This window comes from Vibrio sp. Makdt (genome assembly GCF_027587015.1).
Classification (GTDB): domain Bacteria; phylum Pseudomonadota; class Gammaproteobacteria; order Enterobacterales; family Vibrionaceae; genus Vibrio; species Vibrio chagasii_B.
On the sequence record NZ_JAPPTH010000018.1, the window covers coordinates 19,569 to 39,911 of the forward strand.

Annotated in this window: 19 protein-coding genes; 5 read left to right on the top strand and 14 right to left on the bottom strand. The window is 45.4% G+C overall.

Going from position 1 to position 20,343, the window contains the following annotated elements:
- Nucleotides 1-69: 69 nt before the first annotated feature.
- The 5 genes from OH460_RS19480 to OH460_RS19500 all read right to left on the bottom strand — a co-directional run bounded on the left by OH460_RS19480 (nucleotide 70) and on the right by OH460_RS19500 (nucleotide 5,866).
- Nucleotides 70-1,884, bottom strand: coding sequence for a cation:proton antiporter (locus OH460_RS19480; protein WP_269999214.1), 1,815 nt, complete (start codon nucleotides 1,882-1,884; stop codon nucleotides 70-72).
- A gap of 184 nt (nucleotides 1,885-2,068) precedes the next feature.
- On the bottom strand, nucleotides 2,069-3,268 hold the full coding sequence (locus tag OH460_RS19485) for a NupC/NupG family nucleoside CNT transporter (RefSeq protein WP_008221236.1): 1,200 nt from the start codon (nucleotides 3,266-3,268) through the stop codon (nucleotides 2,069-2,071).
- 205 nt (nucleotides 3,269-3,473) lie between these two features.
- The gene (locus tag OH460_RS19490; protein ID WP_080566522.1) at nucleotides 3,474-4,394 is read right to left on the bottom strand and encodes a LysR family transcriptional regulator; all 921 of its coding nucleotides are present in this window, start codon (nucleotides 4,392-4,394) and stop codon (nucleotides 3,474-3,476) included.
- A gap of 152 nt (nucleotides 4,395-4,546) precedes the next feature.
- A complete protein-coding gene (locus OH460_RS19495) occupies nucleotides 4,547-5,545 on the bottom strand; it encodes a lytic murein transglycosylase (protein WP_269999215.1) in 999 nt (332 codons plus the stop codon).
- A gap of 30 nt (nucleotides 5,546-5,575) precedes the next feature.
- Nucleotides 5,576-5,866, bottom strand: a complete 291-nt coding sequence (locus OH460_RS19500; RefSeq protein WP_269999216.1) for a YcgL domain-containing protein — start codon at nucleotides 5,864-5,866, stop codon at nucleotides 5,576-5,578.
- Between the two features lie 220 nt (nucleotides 5,867-6,086).
- Between OH460_RS19500 and minC the strand changes: the two genes are divergently transcribed.
- Genes minC through minE form a run of 3 tightly spaced genes read left to right on the top strand, consistent with a single transcriptional unit; the run spans nucleotide 6,087 to nucleotide 7,853 of the window.
- Nucleotides 6,087-6,749, top strand: a complete 663-nt coding sequence (minC, locus tag OH460_RS19505; RefSeq protein WP_061033720.1) for a septum site-determining protein MinC — start codon at nucleotides 6,087-6,089, stop codon at nucleotides 6,747-6,749.
- Nucleotides 6,750-6,770: 21 nt separating this feature from the next.
- Entirely contained in the window at nucleotides 6,771-7,583 is an 813-nt protein-coding gene (minD, locus tag OH460_RS19510; protein WP_008221225.1) for a septum site-determining protein MinD, read from the top strand.
- A 6-nt stretch (nucleotides 7,584-7,589) separates the two neighbouring features.
- Nucleotides 7,590-7,853 carry a cell division topological specificity factor MinE gene (gene minE, locus OH460_RS19515; protein ID WP_004737949.1) on the top strand — a complete coding sequence of 88 codons (264 nt, stop codon included), beginning with the start codon at nucleotides 7,590-7,592 and terminating at the stop codon, nucleotides 7,851-7,853.
- A gap of 86 nt (nucleotides 7,854-7,939) precedes the next feature.
- On the opposite strand, the gene rnd is transcribed toward minE, so the two are convergent.
- The 8 genes from rnd to OH460_RS19555 all read right to left on the bottom strand — a co-directional run bounded on the left by rnd (nucleotide 7,940) and on the right by OH460_RS19555 (nucleotide 15,917).
- Nucleotides 7,940-9,058 carry a ribonuclease D gene (gene rnd / locus OH460_RS19520; RefSeq protein WP_269999217.1) on the bottom strand — a complete coding sequence of 373 codons (1,119 nt, stop codon included), beginning with the start codon at nucleotides 9,056-9,058 and terminating at the stop codon, nucleotides 7,940-7,942.
- A gap of 131 nt (nucleotides 9,059-9,189) precedes the next feature.
- Nucleotides 9,190-10,884 carry a long-chain-fatty-acid--CoA ligase FadD gene (gene fadD / locus OH460_RS19525; RefSeq protein WP_269999218.1) on the bottom strand — a complete coding sequence of 565 codons (1,695 nt, stop codon included), beginning with the start codon at nucleotides 10,882-10,884 and terminating at the stop codon, nucleotides 9,190-9,192.
- A gap of 106 nt (nucleotides 10,885-10,990) precedes the next feature.
- Nucleotides 10,991-11,842 (bottom strand): alpha/beta fold hydrolase, encoded by an 852-nt coding sequence (locus tag OH460_RS19530; RefSeq protein WP_061033717.1) that lies wholly within the window; start codon nucleotides 11,840-11,842, stop codon nucleotides 10,991-10,993.
- A 49-nt stretch (nucleotides 11,843-11,891) separates the two neighbouring features.
- The gene (locus OH460_RS19535; protein ID WP_269999219.1) at nucleotides 11,892-12,452 is read right to left on the bottom strand and encodes a Slp family lipoprotein; all 561 of its coding nucleotides are present in this window, start codon (nucleotides 12,450-12,452) and stop codon (nucleotides 11,892-11,894) included.
- Between the two features lie 35 nt (nucleotides 12,453-12,487).
- Nucleotides 12,488-12,793, bottom strand: coding sequence for a hypothetical protein (locus OH460_RS19540; RefSeq protein ID WP_004737940.1), 306 nt, complete (start codon nucleotides 12,791-12,793; stop codon nucleotides 12,488-12,490).
- Between the two features lie 73 nt (nucleotides 12,794-12,866).
- Nucleotides 12,867-13,568: a tRNA (adenosine(37)-N6)-threonylcarbamoyltransferase complex dimerization subunit type 1 TsaB gene (gene tsaB, locus OH460_RS19545; protein WP_061033714.1), complete on the bottom strand. Its 702-nt coding sequence runs from the start codon at nucleotides 13,566-13,568 to the stop codon at nucleotides 12,867-12,869.
- A gap of 59 nt (nucleotides 13,569-13,627) precedes the next feature.
- On the bottom strand, nucleotides 13,628-15,556 hold the full coding sequence (locus tag OH460_RS19550; RefSeq protein ID WP_269999220.1) for an ATP-dependent DNA helicase: 1,929 nt from the start codon (nucleotides 15,554-15,556) through the stop codon (nucleotides 13,628-13,630).
- 160 nt (nucleotides 15,557-15,716) lie between these two features.
- Nucleotides 15,717-15,917 carry a hypothetical protein gene (locus OH460_RS19555; RefSeq protein WP_269999221.1) on the bottom strand — a complete coding sequence of 67 codons (201 nt, stop codon included), beginning with the start codon at nucleotides 15,915-15,917 and terminating at the stop codon, nucleotides 15,717-15,719.
- 281 nt (nucleotides 15,918-16,198) lie between these two features.
- Here OH460_RS19555 and purU point away from each other — a divergent pair, with 281 nt between their 5' ends.
- Nucleotides 16,199-17,032 carry a formyltetrahydrofolate deformylase gene (purU, locus tag OH460_RS19560; protein WP_239931335.1) on the top strand — a complete coding sequence of 278 codons (834 nt, stop codon included), beginning with the start codon at nucleotides 16,199-16,201 and terminating at the stop codon, nucleotides 17,030-17,032.
- A gap of 351 nt (nucleotides 17,033-17,383) precedes the next feature.
- On the opposite strand, the gene OH460_RS19565 is transcribed toward purU, so the two are convergent.
- The gene (locus OH460_RS19565) at nucleotides 17,384-17,980 is read right to left on the bottom strand and encodes a VOC family protein (protein WP_269999222.1); all 597 of its coding nucleotides are present in this window, start codon (nucleotides 17,978-17,980) and stop codon (nucleotides 17,384-17,386) included.
- Nucleotides 17,981-18,329: 349 nt separating this feature from the next.
- Here OH460_RS19565 and argS point away from each other — a divergent pair, with 349 nt between their 5' ends.
- Nucleotides 18,330-20,063: an arginine--tRNA ligase gene (gene argS / locus OH460_RS19570; protein ID WP_116871769.1), complete on the top strand. Its 1,734-nt coding sequence runs from the start codon at nucleotides 18,330-18,332 to the stop codon at nucleotides 20,061-20,063.
- Nucleotides 20,064-20,343 lie beyond the last annotated feature (280 nt).

Consider the following 20,343-nt stretch of genomic DNA (forward strand, 5'->3'; position numbering starts at 1 on the left):
CGCAGTATAAATTAAATGAGAAAGCCGCAACGTGAAAAACGTTGCGGCTTTTTTGATAAAGAACACTTACTACTTATCTGGAGTCTCGAGTTTCTCAACCGGCTCTGAAGGCGGCAGTAAACTGATGATCTCACACTCTGTCGATATCAGCTTTTCCAAGTCAGCCCCTTGAGTAATTAAACGGAAATCACCGCCATTGATAACTCCAAGTAAAATCGCTTTAGGATACAAAGCATTAAACTCATTCAGATCAAATGCCTCTGTCAGCCCTGTACTCTTAATTTGACTGCCTTGAGCCATTAACGAATTAAGCTTGGAATAGGTCACGCCTTCCTCAAATAGACTTCGATTGCCATCCCGGCTCACTTGATGCCTTTCATGCTTGCTCTCTGGTGACTCAAGTTCAAATACCTTGTTGGCACCAAACTCGTCTTGATAATGCATGCTGACTAACGGGTTGGTTTGACGGTAAGGCGAGACAATCATCGCTCGCCCTATCCCATCCAGTTCCAAATTGTTTTCCGCATGACTGGAAGCGGGGTTACCAAAGTAGACATTCAAGCTATCCATACGCGCCAAGCGAATGCTCTCCCAGTTGGTATCCGCAAGCACACTATTTATGTTGTGCGTCGCGAGCACCTTGGCAAACTGCCTTGCGAAGTGGGTGGCACCGAAGAAAATCACCCCTTGCGCTTTCTCTTGAGTGACACCTAGCCTTCTCGCCCACCAACTTGCGGTTAAACTCTGAATAACAACCGTTCCGATAATGACCAAGAACACCATGGGCACCAGCAGATCTGCCCCGTCAATCAATTGCTTCTCTTGAAGTTTGATCGCAAATAGAGAAGAAACCGCTGCAGCCACGATCCCGCGCGGCGCCATCCAGCTCAAAAACCATTTATCTGCAGAACTAAGATCCGTGCCGATCCCGCTGATCCACACACTTAACGGACGAGCCACCAGCATAACCACCGCTAACAACCCTATACCGCCCCAACCTATCGACAGAAACGCGCCCGAATCGAGCCGACTGGCTAACAAAATAAACAGCGCAGAAATGAGCAGCACAGTCAGAGTTTCCTTGAATTCGATGATGTCTTCGATATCCAAGCCTTTCACATTGGCAAGCCAGATCCCCATGATGGTCACGGTTAACAAACCTGACTCTTCACTCAAGTCATTAGAAAACGAGAACGCCGCCAACATTAACGTCAGCACTGCCACATTACGCAAATAGTGTGGCACCCAATGCCCTTGCAGCATCTTGGCAATCAAATGGCCACCGATGATCCCTAAGCCTAAACCAATCGCCAGAGTCAGCCCAAGCGCAGACAACACGTGACCGGTAGGGTCGGCTGAAGAGACAATGTATTCGTAAACCAGAACCGCAAACAGAGCGCCTATTGGGTCAATCACAATACCTTCCCAGCGCAAAATGCTGCCAAGAGAAGCTTTGGGCTGAATACTACGCAGCATAGGCACAATCACTGTCGGGCCCGTCACCACTACCAAGGCTCCAAATAGCGCTGCTAATGGCCAACTAAAGTTAACAAAGTAATAAGCACCGACCACGATACACGCCCATGTAATCAGCATTCCGACACTCACTAGATGAGTCACCATGCGACCATGGCCTCTGATCTCCTTGAAATTAAGCGTCAATGCGCCTTCAAACAGAATGATGGCAACACCTAATGAAATCAGCGGAAATAGCACTTCGCCAAAAATGACATCTGGGTTAAGGACATTTAAACCGGGGCCCAATAGCAGGCCGACAATGAGAAGAGGGAGAATAGCGGGAAGACGCAAACGCCAGCCCAGAAGCTGACAGGCTAAAGACAAGAGTCCAATTAGCGCCAAAGAAGAAGTAATCGACAAATCCATTTATGCCCCTAAATAATTTGTGCCACACCCTGTGATACAAACCTATTTGCTAAAACAAGAAAGCCTACATCATTAAACTATAGGCTCTCTTTTTCGTGCTGACCGAATATTATTGTGATTAATCAGTCACTTTACTATAGGGGAATAAAGTGACTGACTCGCTCACTCGGTACTTATCATCTAGCTAGAGTGAAAGTACCACACCAGCAATCGCGGCACTCATTAGGTTAGCAAACACACCTGCACAAATCGCTTTAAAGCCGTATTGTGAGATGAAAGAGCGACGCTCTGGTACCAAGCTACCTAAGCCACCGATAAGAATCGCCATGGTAGAGATGTTGGCAAAACCACACAGTGCGAAGGTAACGATCGCTTGTGAATGCTCGCTAAGTACCTCTTTCGCGTCCATTAACTGGATGAAAGCGACAAACTCGTTCACAACGATCTTGTTACCGATCAGTGAGCCTGCAACGATAGCCTCAGACCACGGCACACCGATCAGCCATGCAACGGGTGCGAACACATAGCCTAGGATAAGCTCGAAGCTTAGGTTTACGCCAAACCAACCACCAACAATACCTAGCAAACCATTCAGCATTGCAATCACACTGATAAAGGCAAGAAGTGTCGCACCCACCGCAACGGCAATACGAAGTCCAGACATAGCCCCATCTGCCATTGCCTCAACTACGTTTGTTGCTCGTGGAATTTCAACATCAGACTCAATGTTTTCTTGAACATCGTCAGCACTGCCCGGAACTAGGATTTTAGCCATTAACAAACCTGCAGGTGCAGACATGAATGCCGCGGCAATCAGGTAGTTTAGGTCTACACCTAGTGACGCATAACCAACCAGCGTGCCACCCGCTACAGATGCCAAACCACACACCATCACTGCGAACAGTTGCGAGTCCGTCATGTGTTTCAGGTAAGGCTTAACCACCAATGGTGCTTCAATCATGCCAACGAAGATATTTGCAGTTGCAGACAGTGATTCAGCACGCCCTGTGCCCAAGAACTTCTGCAGCGCACCACCGATAAGGTTGATCACTTTTGGCATAAAGCCGATGTGGTACAAACCAGAGATAAGCGCAGAGAAAAAGATAATGATGCCCAGAACATTAATCGCAAAAACGAAACCGTTGTTCGTAAGGCCACCAAATAGGAAGTTAATCCCTTCTTGACCGTAGTTGATCAAGCTAGATACCGCACCTGTGGCTGCATTCAACGCTTCTTTACCCATTGGTACATACAGAACCAATAGCGCGAATGAGATTTGTAATAAGAAAGCCAAAGAGACTGTTCTTAGTGGAATATTTTTTCTGTCCGTAGATAGTAACCAAGCGGCAACTAAAATAGTAATAATTCCAAGTAGCGAAGCCATGTGCGTCAACCTAAAAGTTGTAGTTAGGAAAGGCGACGCATTCTATAGAGGAAATCGTTTGCGGCAAGCGGCGGTTGTTAATGTGATGTTGGGGTAATCACTCTTGAGTAATGATTTTAATTAAGTTATTGAATTTTAATAATTAACTTTGATTAAAAAGCGTACTTTTTCCATATGGAAATTATATTTATAGATTTGGAAACAGTTAACGATGCAGTTCAACGCAAGTTTTTAGGTTTTCATCCCAGTAGGTTGGCGATCCGATATGATCTTTGATGAACTCAATCACCGCAGAAAGCTTCTTCGGCATGTTCTTTCGACTCGGATACACAGCATAGAACGGCATCAGCTGACTCGCTCTCCATTCCGGCAAGACTTGGATTAATTTGCCCGTTCTGAACTCTTCCTTCACTAAGTAAGTGGCCAAGTAAGCCACGCCCCACCCGGATACCGCTGCGTCTCGAACTGCCTCAGCTAAATCCACCGAGTAATCCCCGGCCACTTTAACACTAAGATTCTCTTGTCCGTTATCAAACGCCCACGATGTGTAGTCTCGCTCTCGGCTGCGATAGATAAGACAGTTGTGGTCAATCAAATCAGACGGTACGTGTGGTGTCCCGGCTTTAATCAGGTAATCGGGCGATGCGGCTACCACAAACTGGCTATCAGCTAATCGCTGCGCAATGTACCCTTCTGGCAAGTCTTCATTATTGGTGATCCAAAGATCTAGACGCTCTTCAATCATATCTACTTTGTAATCGAACAGGTGGACTTCGATTCTCAACTGAGGATACAACTGTCTGAGCTCATCAATCGCGGGAATGATATGTAAGGTGCCAAATGACTGCGACAGCCCAACACGCAGTATTCCTGAGATATCATCACGCTGGCTGTCCATATCCATTTGAGCCGCTTTTACCGTGTTAAACAGTTGCTCACAGTGCTGATAGAATACTTCCCCCGCTTCCGTTAGCGTTAGGCTACGTGTGGTTCTTTGTACTAGCTTGATTCCAATGGAGTCTTCGAGCAAAGCAACTTGCTTACTGATATGAGACACCGAAACGTTCAAGCTTTTTGCAGCACTGGTAAAGCCATCATGCTTAATTAATGCATGGAATATCACCATCTGTGCAGCTCTATCTGTTAGCACAAGACCACCTTCTTAAAACTCTAAAAAATAAAATCAAAAAGGACTCCGAAGAGTCCTTTAGTTCGTTCTGCCTATGGTAGGACAAATGCTATCAAAGCAAGCCATACCGATTAATACAATTAGGTCTACTAATCAAACTTGATTCTGTCTGCTAGATGGCTAACAGCCAAAGCAAAGTAGTAAGAACGATTCCACCTCATTAACACATTGTAGTTGTTGTAAACGAGGTAAGAACGACCCGCTTCGTCATCTGGCATGATTAACCAAGCTTTAATGTCTTCATCAAGGTTAGGCAATGGGCGATCGTCATAACGCTTAATACCCAATTCAGACCACTCTTTTAGGTATTTCGCTTTGTCTTCAGAACGACCTTGCAAATCAATAGACACCGTTGATGGTACGTGAACCTGACGGCCCCAAGTGTACTTGTCGTCCCAACCGGATTGGCTCAGATAATTCGCCGCCGAGGCAAATACATCTTCTTCCGTACCCCAGATATCTTTCTTACCATCGCCATTGCCATCAGCGGCATACGCTAAGAATGAGCTAGGCATAAACTGAGGTTGACCCATAGCACCAGCCCAAGAGCCTTTCATCTCTTTTGGTGTGATATGGCCTTGGTCAAGAATAGTTAACGCCGCCATCGCTTCACTGCGGAAAAACGCTTCTCTGCGCCCTTCGTAAGCCATAGTTGTTAAAGCATCGATAACGCTGTAATTACCGGTGAATTTACCGAAGTTACTCTCAACGCCCCATAAAGCGACAATGAATCGCGGCTGAACGCCATATTCATCACCAATGCGCTTTAACGCTTTGTAATGCTTCTTATACAGTGATCTTGCTTGCTTCACTTTCCAATCTGGCACTGCTCGTGGAATATACTCATCCAGAGTCAGTTTCTTTTCAGGTTGGTTTTTATCCGCTTTGACCGCTCTTGGCTTAAACGTTACACCATCAAAGGCTTCATCAATGATCGCTTCAGAAATGCCTTCTTCACGGCCTTGTTGCTTTAGTTTTTCTACATATTGCTCAAAGCTCAGTTCTTGAGCCTGTACTGAGCCAATGGTCAGGCTATTACCTAAAAGTAATGCCGACACCGCCAATATGCTTTTCGAAAATTTACTCAACGATCACTCCTCCCTGAATTGAGATAGTTATCACTCTTCGTCTTGATTGTTTTGCTGAGCTTTGCGCTCTTTGTACAGCTCAAGTTCGTTTACTGGTGGAGGCGGAACTTGCAAAAAGAAGCCATCGGTGTTCAGTGATTCTCTCACTTTATCGATGTTCACTTGAGCCAGTTTGCGGCCATCCATTTTAATTACCATTACAAAATTAGGTTTACCAAACATTTGCATCAATGCGTCAGGAACTTGTGAAAAATCATCCTTCTTTGGGATATAAAGGTATGTTCCTTCTTTCTTTGAGCTTTTATATATAGAACACAGCATGACAAACCTTTTTAATTGATTATGACTACAAAACTCTCACATGCGAGATCAATAGTTTATGTTAGGGAAATATTGGGAACAAAACGTCCATTTGACAACAAGATTACTTGCTGTGCTTGGTTTGGGAATATAACATGATAAACCTAGTTTCAGGCAATGCCCTTTATTTTATTCATAAAGAAATTGTACCAATTCGCTATTGAGGTCCTGTAGTTTTTCGATGTCTAGTAATCCAGATCTAAAAGGTAGCAGCTTTACGCTATCTGTTTTGCACTTATCCGATGATCAAGTCGAAAATGCAGTCTCTTTTCTTCAAGAGAAGGTAGACCAAGCGCCCACTTTTTTTGCTGCCGCACCTGTGGTTATCAACATCAGTAAAGTGGCTGGCGATATCGACTTCGTAAAACTCAAAGATGGTATCTCTCAAGCGGGTATGATTCCGGTTGGCGTCGCTGGCTGTTCTGACAAACGTATGCAAAACCTCGCGAGGGAAGCTGGCTTTGCAGTAATGACAGCAAGTAAGTCTCCATCGCAAGCACCTGCTAAGATGGCACCAATTAAAGTGGTTCGAACCCCAATTCGTTCTGGTCAGCAGGTATACGCAAAAGATGGCGACCTATTAATCCTAAGCCACGTAAGTGCAGGTGCAGAAGTAATTGCCGATGGCAGCATCCATATTCATGGCACGTTACGCGGCCGCGCGATTGCGGGCGCAAGTGGTCAAACTGAAGCAAAAATAATTTGTAATGATTTACAAGCCGAGCTGGTTTCTATTGCAGGAAATTACTGGCTCAGCGATCAAATTGAAAGCGAGTACTGGCAGAAGAAAACCATGTTCAGTATGGCAAACGATGTATTACACGTTGACGTCCTCGCAATATAAGAGAAATAAAAGGAAAAAATAATGGCACGCATTATCGTTGTAACGTCAGGTAAAGGCGGGGTAGGCAAAACGACCTCTAGTGCAGCTATTGCCTCTGGTCTGGCTCTAAAAGGAAAGAAAACCGCAGTTATCGACTTTGATATCGGTCTGCGTAACCTTGATTTAATCATGGGTTGTGAGCGTCGTGTTGTTTACGACTTCGTTAACGTTATCAATGGTGAAGCAACGCTTAACCAAGCGATGATCAAAGATAAGCGCACAGAAAACCTATTCATTCTCCCTGCTTCTCAAACTCGTGATAAAGATGCACTAACCAAAGACGGTGTTCGTCGCGTATTTGATGAACTGGATGAGATGGGCTTTGATTTCATCATCTGTGATTCTCCAGCGGGTATCGAGCAAGGCGCTCTAATGGCGTTGTACTTTGCTGATGAAGCAATTGTAACGACCAACCCTGAAGTCTCTTCTGTACGCGACTCAGACCGTATTCTAGGTATTCTTGACTCTAAATCTCGTCGTTCAGAGGACGGCTTGGAGCCTGTGAAAACTCACCTTCTACTGACTCGCTACAACCCTGCTCGCGTAAATCAAGGTGAGATGTTGAGTGTGGAAGATGTTGAAGAGATCCTACACATTTCTCTACTGGGCGTAATCCCTGAAAGCCAAGCGGTACTGAACGCATCGAACAAAGGTGTTCCAGTGATCTTTGACGAAGCAACCGACGCAGGTATGGCTTACAATGATACTGTAGAGCGACTACTAGGTAGCCAAGTTGACTTCCGCTTCTTAACGGAACAGAAGAAAGGCATCTTCAAACGACTGTTCGGGGGCTAATACGCAATGTCATTACTAGAGTTTTTCAGACCACAGAAGAAGACCACTGCAAACCTAGCCAAAGAGCGTTTGCAAATCATTGTTGCAGAACGACGCAGCCATGACGACCCAGCGCCGTCTTACCTGCCGCAACTAAAAGAAGACATCTTGAAGTGTATTGCTAAGTACGTAGAAGTGGATCCATCAATGGTTGACCTTACGTTCGAACACAAAGATGACGATATCTCAGTATTAGAGCTGAACGTTAAACTGCCTGAAGACGACAAGTAATCATCACTATCTCGTCAGCAGATTGAATAAAAAAGAGAGCCTAGGCTCTCTTTTTTGTGTCTGCGTTTTGTTATTACACAGTCAGGCTATTTGATTGCTTTATTCAGCCTCTCGCCAACCAGATCTAAACGCCAACCTTGCATCACATCCGGCAGTTTTTCTGGATTACGATCGTGCTTCCAAACCCAACTCAACATTTGGTTTAGTTGCTTCTTCGATGCCAAAAATTCAGTCGCTAGGCCACTGTGTTGCGAGGCGGTTTTCACTTCATCTTTCAACACTTTAAAGACTTGCTTATAGCCCGGGTAGTCCATCAGGCGTTCAACTGGTGCTGGGTACTCTTCTTCTGGCGTATGCTCTGCTAGCTTAACGATTGAGCTGATCTTCGCGCCATGACGACGTACAGAGCGGAAATCAAAACCTTCTTCTTCCATACGCTTCGGATTCTTCATCGCAAAACGCGCGACAGCCCAAAGATCTTGTTCTTTAAAGATAAAGTTCAATGCGAGATCGCGCTTAATCGCTTCTTTCAAACGCCACGTTGCAAGTGGTCTTAAGATAGCAAGTTGCTGTGGCTTAAGTTGCCATGCACCTTTGATATCAAGGTAAGCCGTGTCTGGGTTTACTTTGCGGATACGCTTAGCTACTTGTAAGTCAGACTCTTGTTGCGCCGCTTCCCACCAGCCCGCTTCCATCACTTTCTCAAGAAGCTTATTGTACATAGGCATTAAGTAATGAACGTCTGCTGCGGCGTAGTCGAGTTGCTTTTGAGAAAGCGGACGCGCCAGCCAATCGGTACGAGATTCACTCTTATCTAAATCCACACCAACAAACTCTGAAACCAAAGCAGCAAAGCCTGTTGATAAGCCATGCCCTAAGAACGCCGCCATGATTTGAGTATCGACCATTGGGGTTGGTGTACAATCAAATGCGTTCTGGAATACTTCTAAATCTTCACCACATGCGTGTAGCACTTTCAGTACTGAAGCGTCTTTCAATAGCCCAACGAACGGTGTCATTTCATCAAGAGCAATAGGGTCAATCAGAGACAGCGTTTCGCCGTCAAATAACTGAATCAAGCCTAATTGAGGGTAATAGGTTCTTGTACGAACAAACTCCGTATCAAGCATAACGACATCGGCTTCACGTGCTTGTTGGCAAACTCGCTCAAGGTCTTTCAATTGGGTAATGATTTGATAATCCACAAAAACTCTCACTGGTTTCTATTTGATCGCCGGATACAAAAATGCCGACATTAACTGTCGGCATTCTAACACCATTTTATCACGCTCGCTTAGATTAAGCGTTTCAATGGTTTCAGGTGAAACTGTGTTCGTTACTCACTCGCGCGTTTAGCAAGCTCAGCATCATTCTCTTCACGTAGTACACGACGTAAGATCTTGCCTACGTTGGTCTTTGGAAGGTCTTCTCTAAACTCAACCAGTTTAGGCACTTTGTAACCCGTTAGGTGTTCACGACAGTGCGCAATAATGTCTTCTTTAGTCAGGCTAGGGTCGCGCTTCACAACGTAGATCTTAACCAATTCACCAGATACTTCATGAGGTTGACCGATAGCCGCTACTTCAAGCACTTGGCCGTGTAGCGCCACTACGTCTTCAATCTCATTCGGGTAAACGTTAAAGCCAGACACAAGAATCATGTCTTTCTTACGGTCAACAATGTGCAGCAAGCCTTCATCGTCAAACTTAACGATGTCACCCGTCGACAACCAACCGTCTTGGTCAATCACTTCTTTGGTCGCTTCTGGACGTTGCCAGTAACCTTGCATCACTTGAGGACCACGAACTTGCAGCTCACCTACTTGGTCATTAGCAATAACCTTGCCTTCATCATCAACAATTCGAACTTCTGTCGATGGTACAGGTAGGCCAATAGCACCGGTGTAGTCTTTAAGATCGTATGGGTTACCTGTTACCAGTGGTGAACATTCGGTTAAGCCATAGCCTTCCAATAGGTGAATGCCTGTCGCTTTCTTCCATTGCTCAGCGACAGCGCGTTGAACTGCCATACCACCACCAACAGAGAGACGCAGATTACTGAAGTCTAATTCATGGAAGTCTTCGTTGTTTACTAGTGCATTAAACAGTGTGTTTACACCGGTAATTGCAGTAAACGGAACCTTTTGCAGCTCTTTAATGAAGCCAGGAATATCACGAGGGTTAGTGATAAGAAGGTTACGACCACCCATCTCCACAAACAGCAAGCAGTTCACTGTCAGTGCAAACACGTGATAAAGCGGCAGTGCTGTGACCACCAACTCTCGGCCTTCTTGCAGAACAGGACCATACGCCCCTTTCGCTTGAAGTACGTTCGCGATCATATTGCGGTGCGTTAGGATTGCGCCCTTCGCAACACCTGTTGTACCACCAGTGTACTGCAGGAATGCAATATCATCACCTGCCATAAACGGCTTCACATATTGAAGACGACGGCCTTTGTGCAGCGCTTTTCTGAATGAGATAGCACCCGGTAGATCGTACTTAGGAACCATGCCTTTCACGTATTTCACAACGAAGTCGACAATAGTACCTTTTGCACGAGGTAGCATTTGACCTAGGCTAGTAAGTACAACGTGTTTAACTGGAGTGTTGTCGACCACTTTTTCTAGCGTGCTAGCAAAGTTTGAAACAATAACGATCGCCTTTGCACCAGAATCGTTCAACTGATGCTCTAACTCACGAGGTGTGTACAGTGGGTTGACGTTCACTGCGATCATACCAGCGCGCAATACACCAAAGAGTGCAATTGGGTATTGCAGCAAGTTTGGCATCATCAGTGCAACGCGATCGCCCTTCTTCAGCTTCAAATCATTCTGCAGGTAAGCAGCAAAAGCACGACTGCGCTCTTCAAGCTTACGGAATGTCATTACTGAGCCCATGTTCTCAAATGCTGGTTGGTCTGCGTACTTCTGTACCGACTGTTCAAACATTTCAACAAGAGATGGGTACTGATCTGGGTTGATCGTCTCTGGTACGTCACTTGGATAACGTGAAAGCCAAGGTTTATCCACTATGTTACTCCTCGTTTATCAGCTGACGACTGCTTCGCCGCTTTTTATCATTGCGGTATTACAGCACAGCTTTAGTGCATGAGCACTAAAAGGCTCAAACACTTGTTTAAATTTTGTTAACTAAACCAAGAATTAGCTCTGAAACTAGCTCTGGGCTCTCTAAATGACAATGATGTCCGCCGGGAACAGTCTCTATAATTAGAGGACTATGGGCTGATTTGTAGCGATTATGCTGCAAATGTCTAAATCCATCATTGCCTAATATTATTAATTGAGGGCATTCAATAGCCGCCATAATCGCTTCAGCATGCGCCTGTGACATTCGATATAAAGAGTCACATTTTAGGTTAGGGTCGCATCGCCATTGCCAGGAGTCGTCTAACTCGGCAATACCTCGCTCTACAATAGGAGCTATAAGTTCGGCATTGATTTGGTTGGCGTGTGCTCTCAGCTTAATAGCATCCTCTAGGCTTGCTAAAGGACGTGAAGGCTTTCTCCGCTGTCGAAGACGACTGAGTACCCCATCTCTTAGACGAGAGACCGTTTCTTGGGGAGCTTCAGAAAGAGGTCCGTGACCTTCAATTTGAATTAATCCTGACACCTTTTCAGGAAAGGCGGCACTATAGCAACTTGCTATCAATGCACCAAGTGAATGTCCTACTAGCACCAGTCTGTTTGGCGATAATTTAGTCACAAGCTGATGTAAATCATCGATATAGTCATGAAATGGGTAGTAACTTCCCGACTTATGCGACGAAAGACCATGACCAAAGAGGTCAATCGCAATCAGATGACAATCGGGTAGTCTGGTTTGTAGGTTGGCAATAACAGAAGAAAAACTCGCAGAATTATCTAACCACCCATGAATAAAAACGACCGTCGTAACGGTCGTTTCTGGATTGCCCATCTGCTGTGTGGCAAGCGTCCCGCTCGCAAGGGAGTATGACTTTTCAATCATCAAACATCTCATTCCATCTGACTGTACAATCTAGGCCTAGCAAAGTGAGCTACTCTACGTCCTGTATAACTCGACCGTGCCTTGGCATAGTTTGGAAGCTACGGCAATGTAGGCTTCTGCACGAATAGTAGGTTGGTGCGAAATCGTTAACAACGACACGTTCCGTAATGTTCCACAGTCGTTGGTTATCTACCTTCATCACTGGGAAGGTGTAAGGGTACTCGCCGATTTGACCATCTTCACTACCGTCTGATTGACCAACTAGCGTAATCAAACGGCCTTCAGCAAAGCTTAACGGCTCAACGTACCCTTCAATATAACCAACAAAGCGCCCACTCGGTTCGGCATCGAGATCTGGCTTACCATTGCTTGAAATTGGCATGTTAGCAACTTCAATTCGAGTTCTGTCTTTTAAGTTGGTCACTTTAGAAATGACGCCGCCTAACCGAACACTTTTAGCGTCTGGTAATTGGTCAACCCATTGCTGGTAGTCGCTGATAACAGGCTCTGATTTTGCTTCAAGCTCGCTAGGAAGTGATGAACACCCTGCAAGCACCAAGATACCAATAGAAAGGGCAATTAAGCGTATTTTAGATAAGTAATTAGGCATGGTTCTGGTCCTTAAACAGGCATTCATAAAACGCTTTAGATGTAGATATCGACACCGATAAGCTTTGCAAGTTCTTCTTTTTTCGCCTGGTTCATTACATCCATGTATTCTTCCATAGCCTTACGTCCTCGGCCTTCTGGAAGATCATACTGGATTTGAGCCTTGTGTAACTCAGACTCTTTAACTTGACGAATAGAATGAGAGACAGCATTGGCCACTTTGGTTGGCTGCCCAACCGCAGTGCTAGCATCAGATTTTTTTGCCTGCTCCTTCTTTTTAACTCGATTTGGCTTAGACGTATTGCCTATCGAAGAAGGAGGTAAGTTATTAATTGATACCATGACTAAATATCTGCCCTCTCAAATCTAAATAGTACGCATTTAGATCAAATTTGCATCAGAACCTTGTAAAAAATTACTCGCGACCTGGCAGCTTCTTCCACGTCACTTTATCACGCAGATAAACTGGCTCAGACTCTTCCGCAGCAACCGCTTTACCCTCTGCGTAAGCGAATTGAGCGAGGAACGCCATATCTTGAGCTTCTGGGAATAGCACTTCACACGCTTTGGTGTTGATCGCGAGTGTATCCATATGCTCGGCGTAAGCTTCCCAACCAGTACCCACTTTTGCCCATGTTTCAGAGTCAGCTTCAAGCTGCGCAGCCAATTCACTTGGCGGTGTAACACACTCAGCATCAACCGCAGTCCAACGACCGTCTTGTTCACGGCTGTAACGAGCCCAGTAAACTTCACTCATACGCGCATCAATAGCGGTTGCTACATGAGTTTCACCAAATTTACGGTAGCTGCCTTGCGCCATCGCTGCTAATGTAGAGACACCGATCATTGGTAAATCTGCACCAAAAGCCAAGCCTTGAGCAATACCAATACCAATACGTACGCCCGTGAAACTGCCTGGGCCTTGACCAAACGCGATAGCATCAATATCGGTTAAAGCGATATTCGCTTCTTTCAGTACTTCATCAACCATAGGTAGAATTTTTTTCGTATGGTCTCGAGGTGCCTCTTCGCTACGAGCGAACACCTGGTCACCAATTACTAATGCAACTGAACAGTTTTCAGTTGCGGTATCTACTGCAAGAATTTTCGCGCTCATTTGTGTCTCAAATATTCGTTATCTAATCTAAAAATAATGGCTAAGCTCAACAATGCCAGTTACCCGGCAGCGGTTGAATGGTCTTTAGCTAAGAATTCTTTAATGACCCCTAAGTCACGTGTACGAGGGATAGGCGGTAAACTCGCCAAAAAGATGCCACCGTAATCGCGAGTCACCAATCGGTTATCGCAAATAATCAAAGCACCATTATCACGCTTATCACGTATCAATCGGCCGACACCTTGTTTCAAGGTAATCACGGCATCTGGCAATTGTACCTGTGCAAAAGGGTCACCCCCTTTCAACTTACAGTCCTCAATGCGAGCCTTAAGTAAAGGGTCATCAGGGGCCGTAAAGGGCAATTTATCGATGATAACACAGCTTAATGCATCGCCCCTAACATCTATCCCCTCCCAGAAAGCGCCTGTCGCCACCAGCAAGGCATTACCCAATTCCATGAACTCGGCTAAGGTTTTTTGCTTACTTGTCTCACCTTGCAATAGAACTGGAACCGTGAGGGTTTCTCGGAATCGCTCGCCCAACTCTTTCATCATGCTGTGCGAAGTACACAAGAAGAAACAGCGGCCTTGGTTTTGCTCAATTACCGGTGTCAGCATACGAACCAGTTTATCGGCTAAGCCCGGGCTATTCGGTTCTGGAAGGTAACGAGGCACACATAAACGCGCTTGATTCGGATAATCGAATGGGCTCGGCAGTGAAAACTGAGCCGAGGGCTTTAAGCCTAGTCGCGAAGTGAAGTGGTCGAAATCGTCCGATACCGCCAAGGTTGCTGAGGTGAATACCCAAGCGCCCGGCTTCAGCTCAATCTGCTCGTGAAATTTGTCAGCAACTGAAAGCGGCGTAATGTGCAAAGCAAAGTGGCGCGGTGTGGTGTCATACCAATAGGAGTAACCAGTAATCGACACATCACATACACGCTCAATGCGTGACTTAATCATGTTTGCACGCTCAAAAGCGGTATCCAATAGTTGGCTTCGTCCGAGTGCTAATTTCAATACATCGACGGCCAGCTGCAATGCATCTTGCAGGCGAACTAATTCTCTGGCGATCGACTCTGATTTTAGTGCCTCGCGCCAGTTACCACGAAAACCAGTATCACCGAGCACGATTCTTAAATCCGATGATGACTGAACCAGCCTATCACCGACCTTTTGCAATTGGCGCATGTCTTTCGCTTCGGTGCGATAGCCAATCTCAATGTCTTTGGCGAGCTCGTGAATTTGTCGACTCGATACAGACTGACCAAAATATTGGCTCGCAATGTCGGGAAGTTGATGCGCTTCATCGAAGATAAACACATCTGCCTCTGGGATAAGCTCACCGAATCCGGTCTCTTTGATCGCCAAATCCGCTAAGAACAAGTGGTGGTTTACGACCACCACATCGGAATCCATCGCTTTTTTACGCGCTTTAAGTACAAAGCAATCAGTATAACTTGGACACTCTTTGCCCAAGCAATTGTCGTTGGTCGAGGTAATCGTTGGGATTACAGGGCTATCTTCCGCAATATCATCACAATCACCCAAATCACCGGTTTGCGTGGATGACGACCAGCTACGAACTTTGACTAACTGAGCGAGCAGCGTTGGATCCGTATGAGTACCATGACTTTCGATCATTTGGCGGCTCAGCCTATCCAAACACAAATAGTTTGAACGGCCCTTGAGCAGAGCAACTTGACCATGAAAGCCAAGGGCATCGGTCATCAAAGGCAGATCACGGTGGAACAGCTGTTCCTGAAGGTTTTTAGACCCCGTACTAATAATGGTTTTCTTGCCACTAAGCAGTGCCGGTACAAGGTAAGCAAATGTCTTACCGGTACCCGTCCCTGCTTCTACCACCAATTGGCTCTGTTGCTGAATGGCCTGTGAAACTGCTTCAGCCATGTCTAACTGAGCTTGTCTTGGTTGAAAGCCTGGGATTGCTTTACCCAGTGCGCCATCAGCAGAAAACGTTTTAGATATCATAGAGTACGAAGTTTAGAAAAAGTGAAGGCGAATTATGGCAGGTTTAGTGAGCCGACGCGAATCAAGAATGACTTCGCACCGGAGGTGTCTGGGTTATTTCAAATGATTTAGAGAGCGGGAATGAAACTAGAGCTTGCTGCTGTAGTTTGCGATCGAGTTGTTATTTTCGGTGGAGATAGCGAGATAGCCAAGGAGCGCCTTCAAATTCATTATCATTTGGCTGTATGGCTTTTACTGCATCGCTTGGCGGGGTTTTGCTTTCCCACATTTCATCGAGAACATTTCCATCTAGCTCTGTGCTGCCAGCCAATGAACTCACGCGTTTGCAGTACAGTTTTTTTGCTAGTAACTCTTTATCCATAAGTATCACCTCTATTTTTGGCCAAGGCGAAAATGCCTCGGTTGAAGTTCAAATGCGTACTACGGCAAAACTTTAAAAATGAAGCTTCTGCCTGTTTTTCTATCTGAAAACTGATATTTCGACATCAAACAATTTATCAAAGCGATAAATGTGCAGCAGAATTTGTTGAAACCAAATTGATAATAGATTAATTATAACGGTGATATTGCGGCTCAGTTCACCGTTCGACGGCCTGCATTAAATTTGAAGAATAAAAAATATTTCATGGAAGTAAGATGCAAATGGAAAGAAAAACATTACTAACACATTGTACTGATGCCCCAGGCCTCATCTCAAAGATCACCAACATTTGTTACAAGCACCAACTCAATATTGTTCACAATAACGAGTTCGTAGATAACACTAGTGGTCACTTCTTTATGCGCACAGAGCTTGAAGGGTATTTCAATGATGAAACCTTTCTAGCAGACCTAGATCAAGCCCTGCCAGAAAACGCGAAACGTAAGCTAGTAGACTCTTCTCGCAAACGTGTGGTTATTCTCGTGACGAAAGAAGCACACTGCCTTGGCGACATTCTCATGAAGAACTTCGATGGTAGCTTAGACGTTGAAATCGCAGCGGTTGTCGGTAACTACGATATTCTACAAAGCCTAACCGAGCGTTTTGATATCCCTTATCATCATGTTTCACACGAAGGTCTGAACCGTGAAGAGCATGAGCAAAAAATGCTGGAAGTGATTGACCAATACGAGGCTGATTACCTTGTTTTGGCTAAGTACATGCGAGTGCTTACTCCGGGATTTGTTGAAAAGTACAACCACAAGATCATCAATATTCACCACAGCTTCTTGCCTGCATTTATCGGTGCGAAACCCTACCAACAAGCCTATGAGCGCGGCGTGAAGATCATTGGTGCAACAGCGCACTTCGTGACTAACGATTTGGATGAAGGCCCAATCATTAAGCAAGACGTTATCCCTGTCGATCACAACTTCAGTGCGAAAGACATGGCGCAAGCAGGTCGTGACGTAGAGAAGAATGTTCTAAGTAAGGCGCTAAACAAGGTGATCAATGATCACGTGTTTGTTTACGGCAACAAGACTGTCATTCTGTAGGTTCAACAACGATTAGAACCCAATAAAAAACGCGTAATAGGATAGCCCCATTACGCGTTTTTTGTATCTGATAGTCAGACCAGCTTTGTGAGATTACCGACTACGCTCCTTCGTCGCTATCGGGAATGACGGTGTTCTCTTGCTAGTAAAAACGATGACTCAGAAGAGATACAGTCAAACCGAATGATAGTAAGGCACAACCACTGCACACATCCGCGCTCTATCTGAAAATTTTAATATCAAATCAAGCGTTCACTACAGTTGGTAGACCAACACATTCACTAACCGGCAACCTCGTCATTCCGACGAGCCTAGGCGAGATCAGGAATCTCTTCTTAGAACAACCTTAGGTTATGCCTGCTCGGATTCAACAATCTTCTTCAGCGAATGTGGGTGCAGCTTGATACAAATCCCTTGATGCTTGAATGCAACGGTTGGGTTGTTCAAACGCTCACCCTCTCCTTTCGGGCTAGATAGCTTGATCTTAACACCTTGCTCAGCCAGCGTTTCAAAGTTAGCAGCGAACTGCGGGTAAGTGTCTTTCAGATCCGCTAAGTACTCGTCAGCCGTTTGAGCATGAGACGGTATTACGAACTCTACGTGTTCCCAATCTTGGCTCGGGTAAATCTTGCCTTCTGCGGGGTATGGTAACTCTAAACACTCAATGCTCCAGCCACGGCTTTGCAAAGGCTCATCAAAAACAATTACAACAATTGGACGACCATTGATCATCGCTTGTGAAATCGTAGAGCCGAATTCAGACCATGCTTGATGTGCCGCTTTCGCTAATTCCGTTTCATTGATTCTTAGCGCGATATGATCCGCTTGAGCAAAACTCAGATCCAAACCCAGTACGTTACCTAGGTTCTCAATTTTCGCCATAAACGTATCAAGGCGGGCAATCATTTGTTGCGGTTCTAATTCAGCTTGCTTGAGGCTCATTGTCATTGTCTGCGTTCTCCAAATAATGGCTGCATGGTATCAGTTTTACCTTGTTCAACAAGCACTGCGTATGCAAAAAGACAGCCGATAAGCACCCTATCTCACATTCCTAAATACACAAACGCTGCATGACGAAAATTGATTGTCAAAAACCCCTCAGGAAATGTTAATTTTCTATCAATTCGACCTATAAGAAACCGCACAAAATTGGTATGATTACTGCCATTTTTGTGAACTTAAACAGTGTCTGTTGTTCATTTCGGCATTAAATCGTTAACTAGACGCATAATTAACCAAATTTAATGACCTCGAAATAACGGCCACTCTTATCATCCTTGAATTGAAGGAAACGCGTGTGAATATCCAAGCACTTATTAATGACAAAGTATCTCAGGCTCTAGAAGCCGCTGGCGCACCTGCAGGCTCTCCTGCTGCTGTTCGCCAATCTGCAAAACCACAATTTGGTGACTACCAAGCAAACGGCGTAATGGGCGTTGCTAAGCGACTAGGCACTAACCCGCGAGAATTTGCTCAGAAAGTATTGGACGTTCTAAACCTAGACGGTATCGCTTCTAAAGTTGAGATCGCAGGTCCAGGTTTCCTTAACATCTTCCTAGATGAGGCTTTCCTAGCAAAACAAGCAGACGCAGCACTTGCTGACTCTCGCCTTGGTGTTGCGGCAGCTGAAGCACAAACCATTGTTGCTGACTACTCAGCGCCAAACGTTGCAAAAGAAATGCACGTTGGTCACCTGCGTTCAACGATCATCGGTGATGCCGTTGTTCGTACACTGGAATTCCTAGGCCACAAAGTTATCCGTGCAAACCACATCGGTGACTGGGGTACTCAATTCGGTATGCTTATCGCAAACCTTGAGCGCGTTCAGGCTGAATCAGGTGAAGTTTCAATGGAACTTGCTGACCTTGAAGGCTTCTATCGTGAATCTAAAAAGCTTTACGACGAAGACGAAGAGTTCGCAGTTAAAGCACGTGGCTACGTAGTGAAACTACAAAGCGGCGACGAGTTCTGCGCAGAGATGTGGAAGAAGCTTGTTGACGTAACAATGATTCAAAACCAACGCAACTACGATCGTCTAAACGTTTCACTAACGCGTGATGACGTAATGGGCGAAAGCATGTACAACCACATGCTTCCAGGCATCGTTGCTGATCTTAAAGAGCAAGGTCTTGCTAAAGAAGATGACGGCGCACAAGTTGTATTCCTAGACGAATACAAAAACAAAGATGGTGACCCAATGGGCGTTATCATCCAGAAGCGCGACGGCGGTTTCCTTTACACAACAACTGATATTGCTTGTGCAAAATACCGTTTTGAAGAGCTAGGCGCAGACCGCGTTCTTTACTTCATCGACTCTCGTCAGCACCAACACCTAATGCAAGCTTGGACTATCGTTCGTAAAGCAGGTTACATCCCTGAATCTGTTTCTCTTGAGCACCACGCGTTCGGCATGATGCTAGGTAAAGACGGTAAGCCATTCAAGACTCGTGCAGGCGGTACGGTTCGTCTAGCTGACCTTCTTGATGAAGCAGAAGTTCGTGCAGCACAACTGATCGAATCTAAGAACCCAGAGCTAGCAGAAGACGAGAAGAAAGCGATCGCTAACACAGTTGCAATGGCAGCGGTTAAGTACGCAGACCTTTCTAAGCACCGTACGACTGACTACGTGTTCGATTGGGACAACATGCTTGCGTTCGAAGGCAACACAGCACCTTACATGCAATACGCATACACTCGTGTAGCTTCTGTATTTGCGAAAGCTGGCGTTTCTATGGACTCTCTTGAAGGTGAAATCAAAATCACTGAAGAGAAAGAGAAAGCACTTATCGCGAAGCTTCTGCAGTTTGAAGAAGCAGTTCAATCTGTTGCTCGTGAAGGTCAACCACACATCATGTGTAGCTACCTATTCGAACTAGCAGGTCAGTTCTCTAGCTTCTACGAAGCGTGCCCTATCCTAGTAGCAGAAGACGAAGCGGTTAAACAGAGCCGTCTGAAGCTTGCTGCCCTAACAGCGAAGACAATCAAACAAGGTCTGTCACTTCTAGGCATTGAGACTCTAGAACGCATGTAAGCGATTCGAGATTCGAGATTCGAGATTCGAGATTCGAGATTCGAGATTCGAGATAATTAGAAAGGTTGACGTGAAAGCGTCAACCTTTTGTTTTATCTGGAGGTTTAGTTTTACTCGATTATTTATACGGCTAGCCGCCCTAGTCCGACTCAACAAGAGATCTCCTACTACGCTCCTTCGTCGCTCTAGGAGATGACGAAAATAGAGGTAGTGAATCTAAAACAGCATCGAAGACGCGTTATCATTATCCCTAACTAGCCATTCCTTATAGTGATGAAGA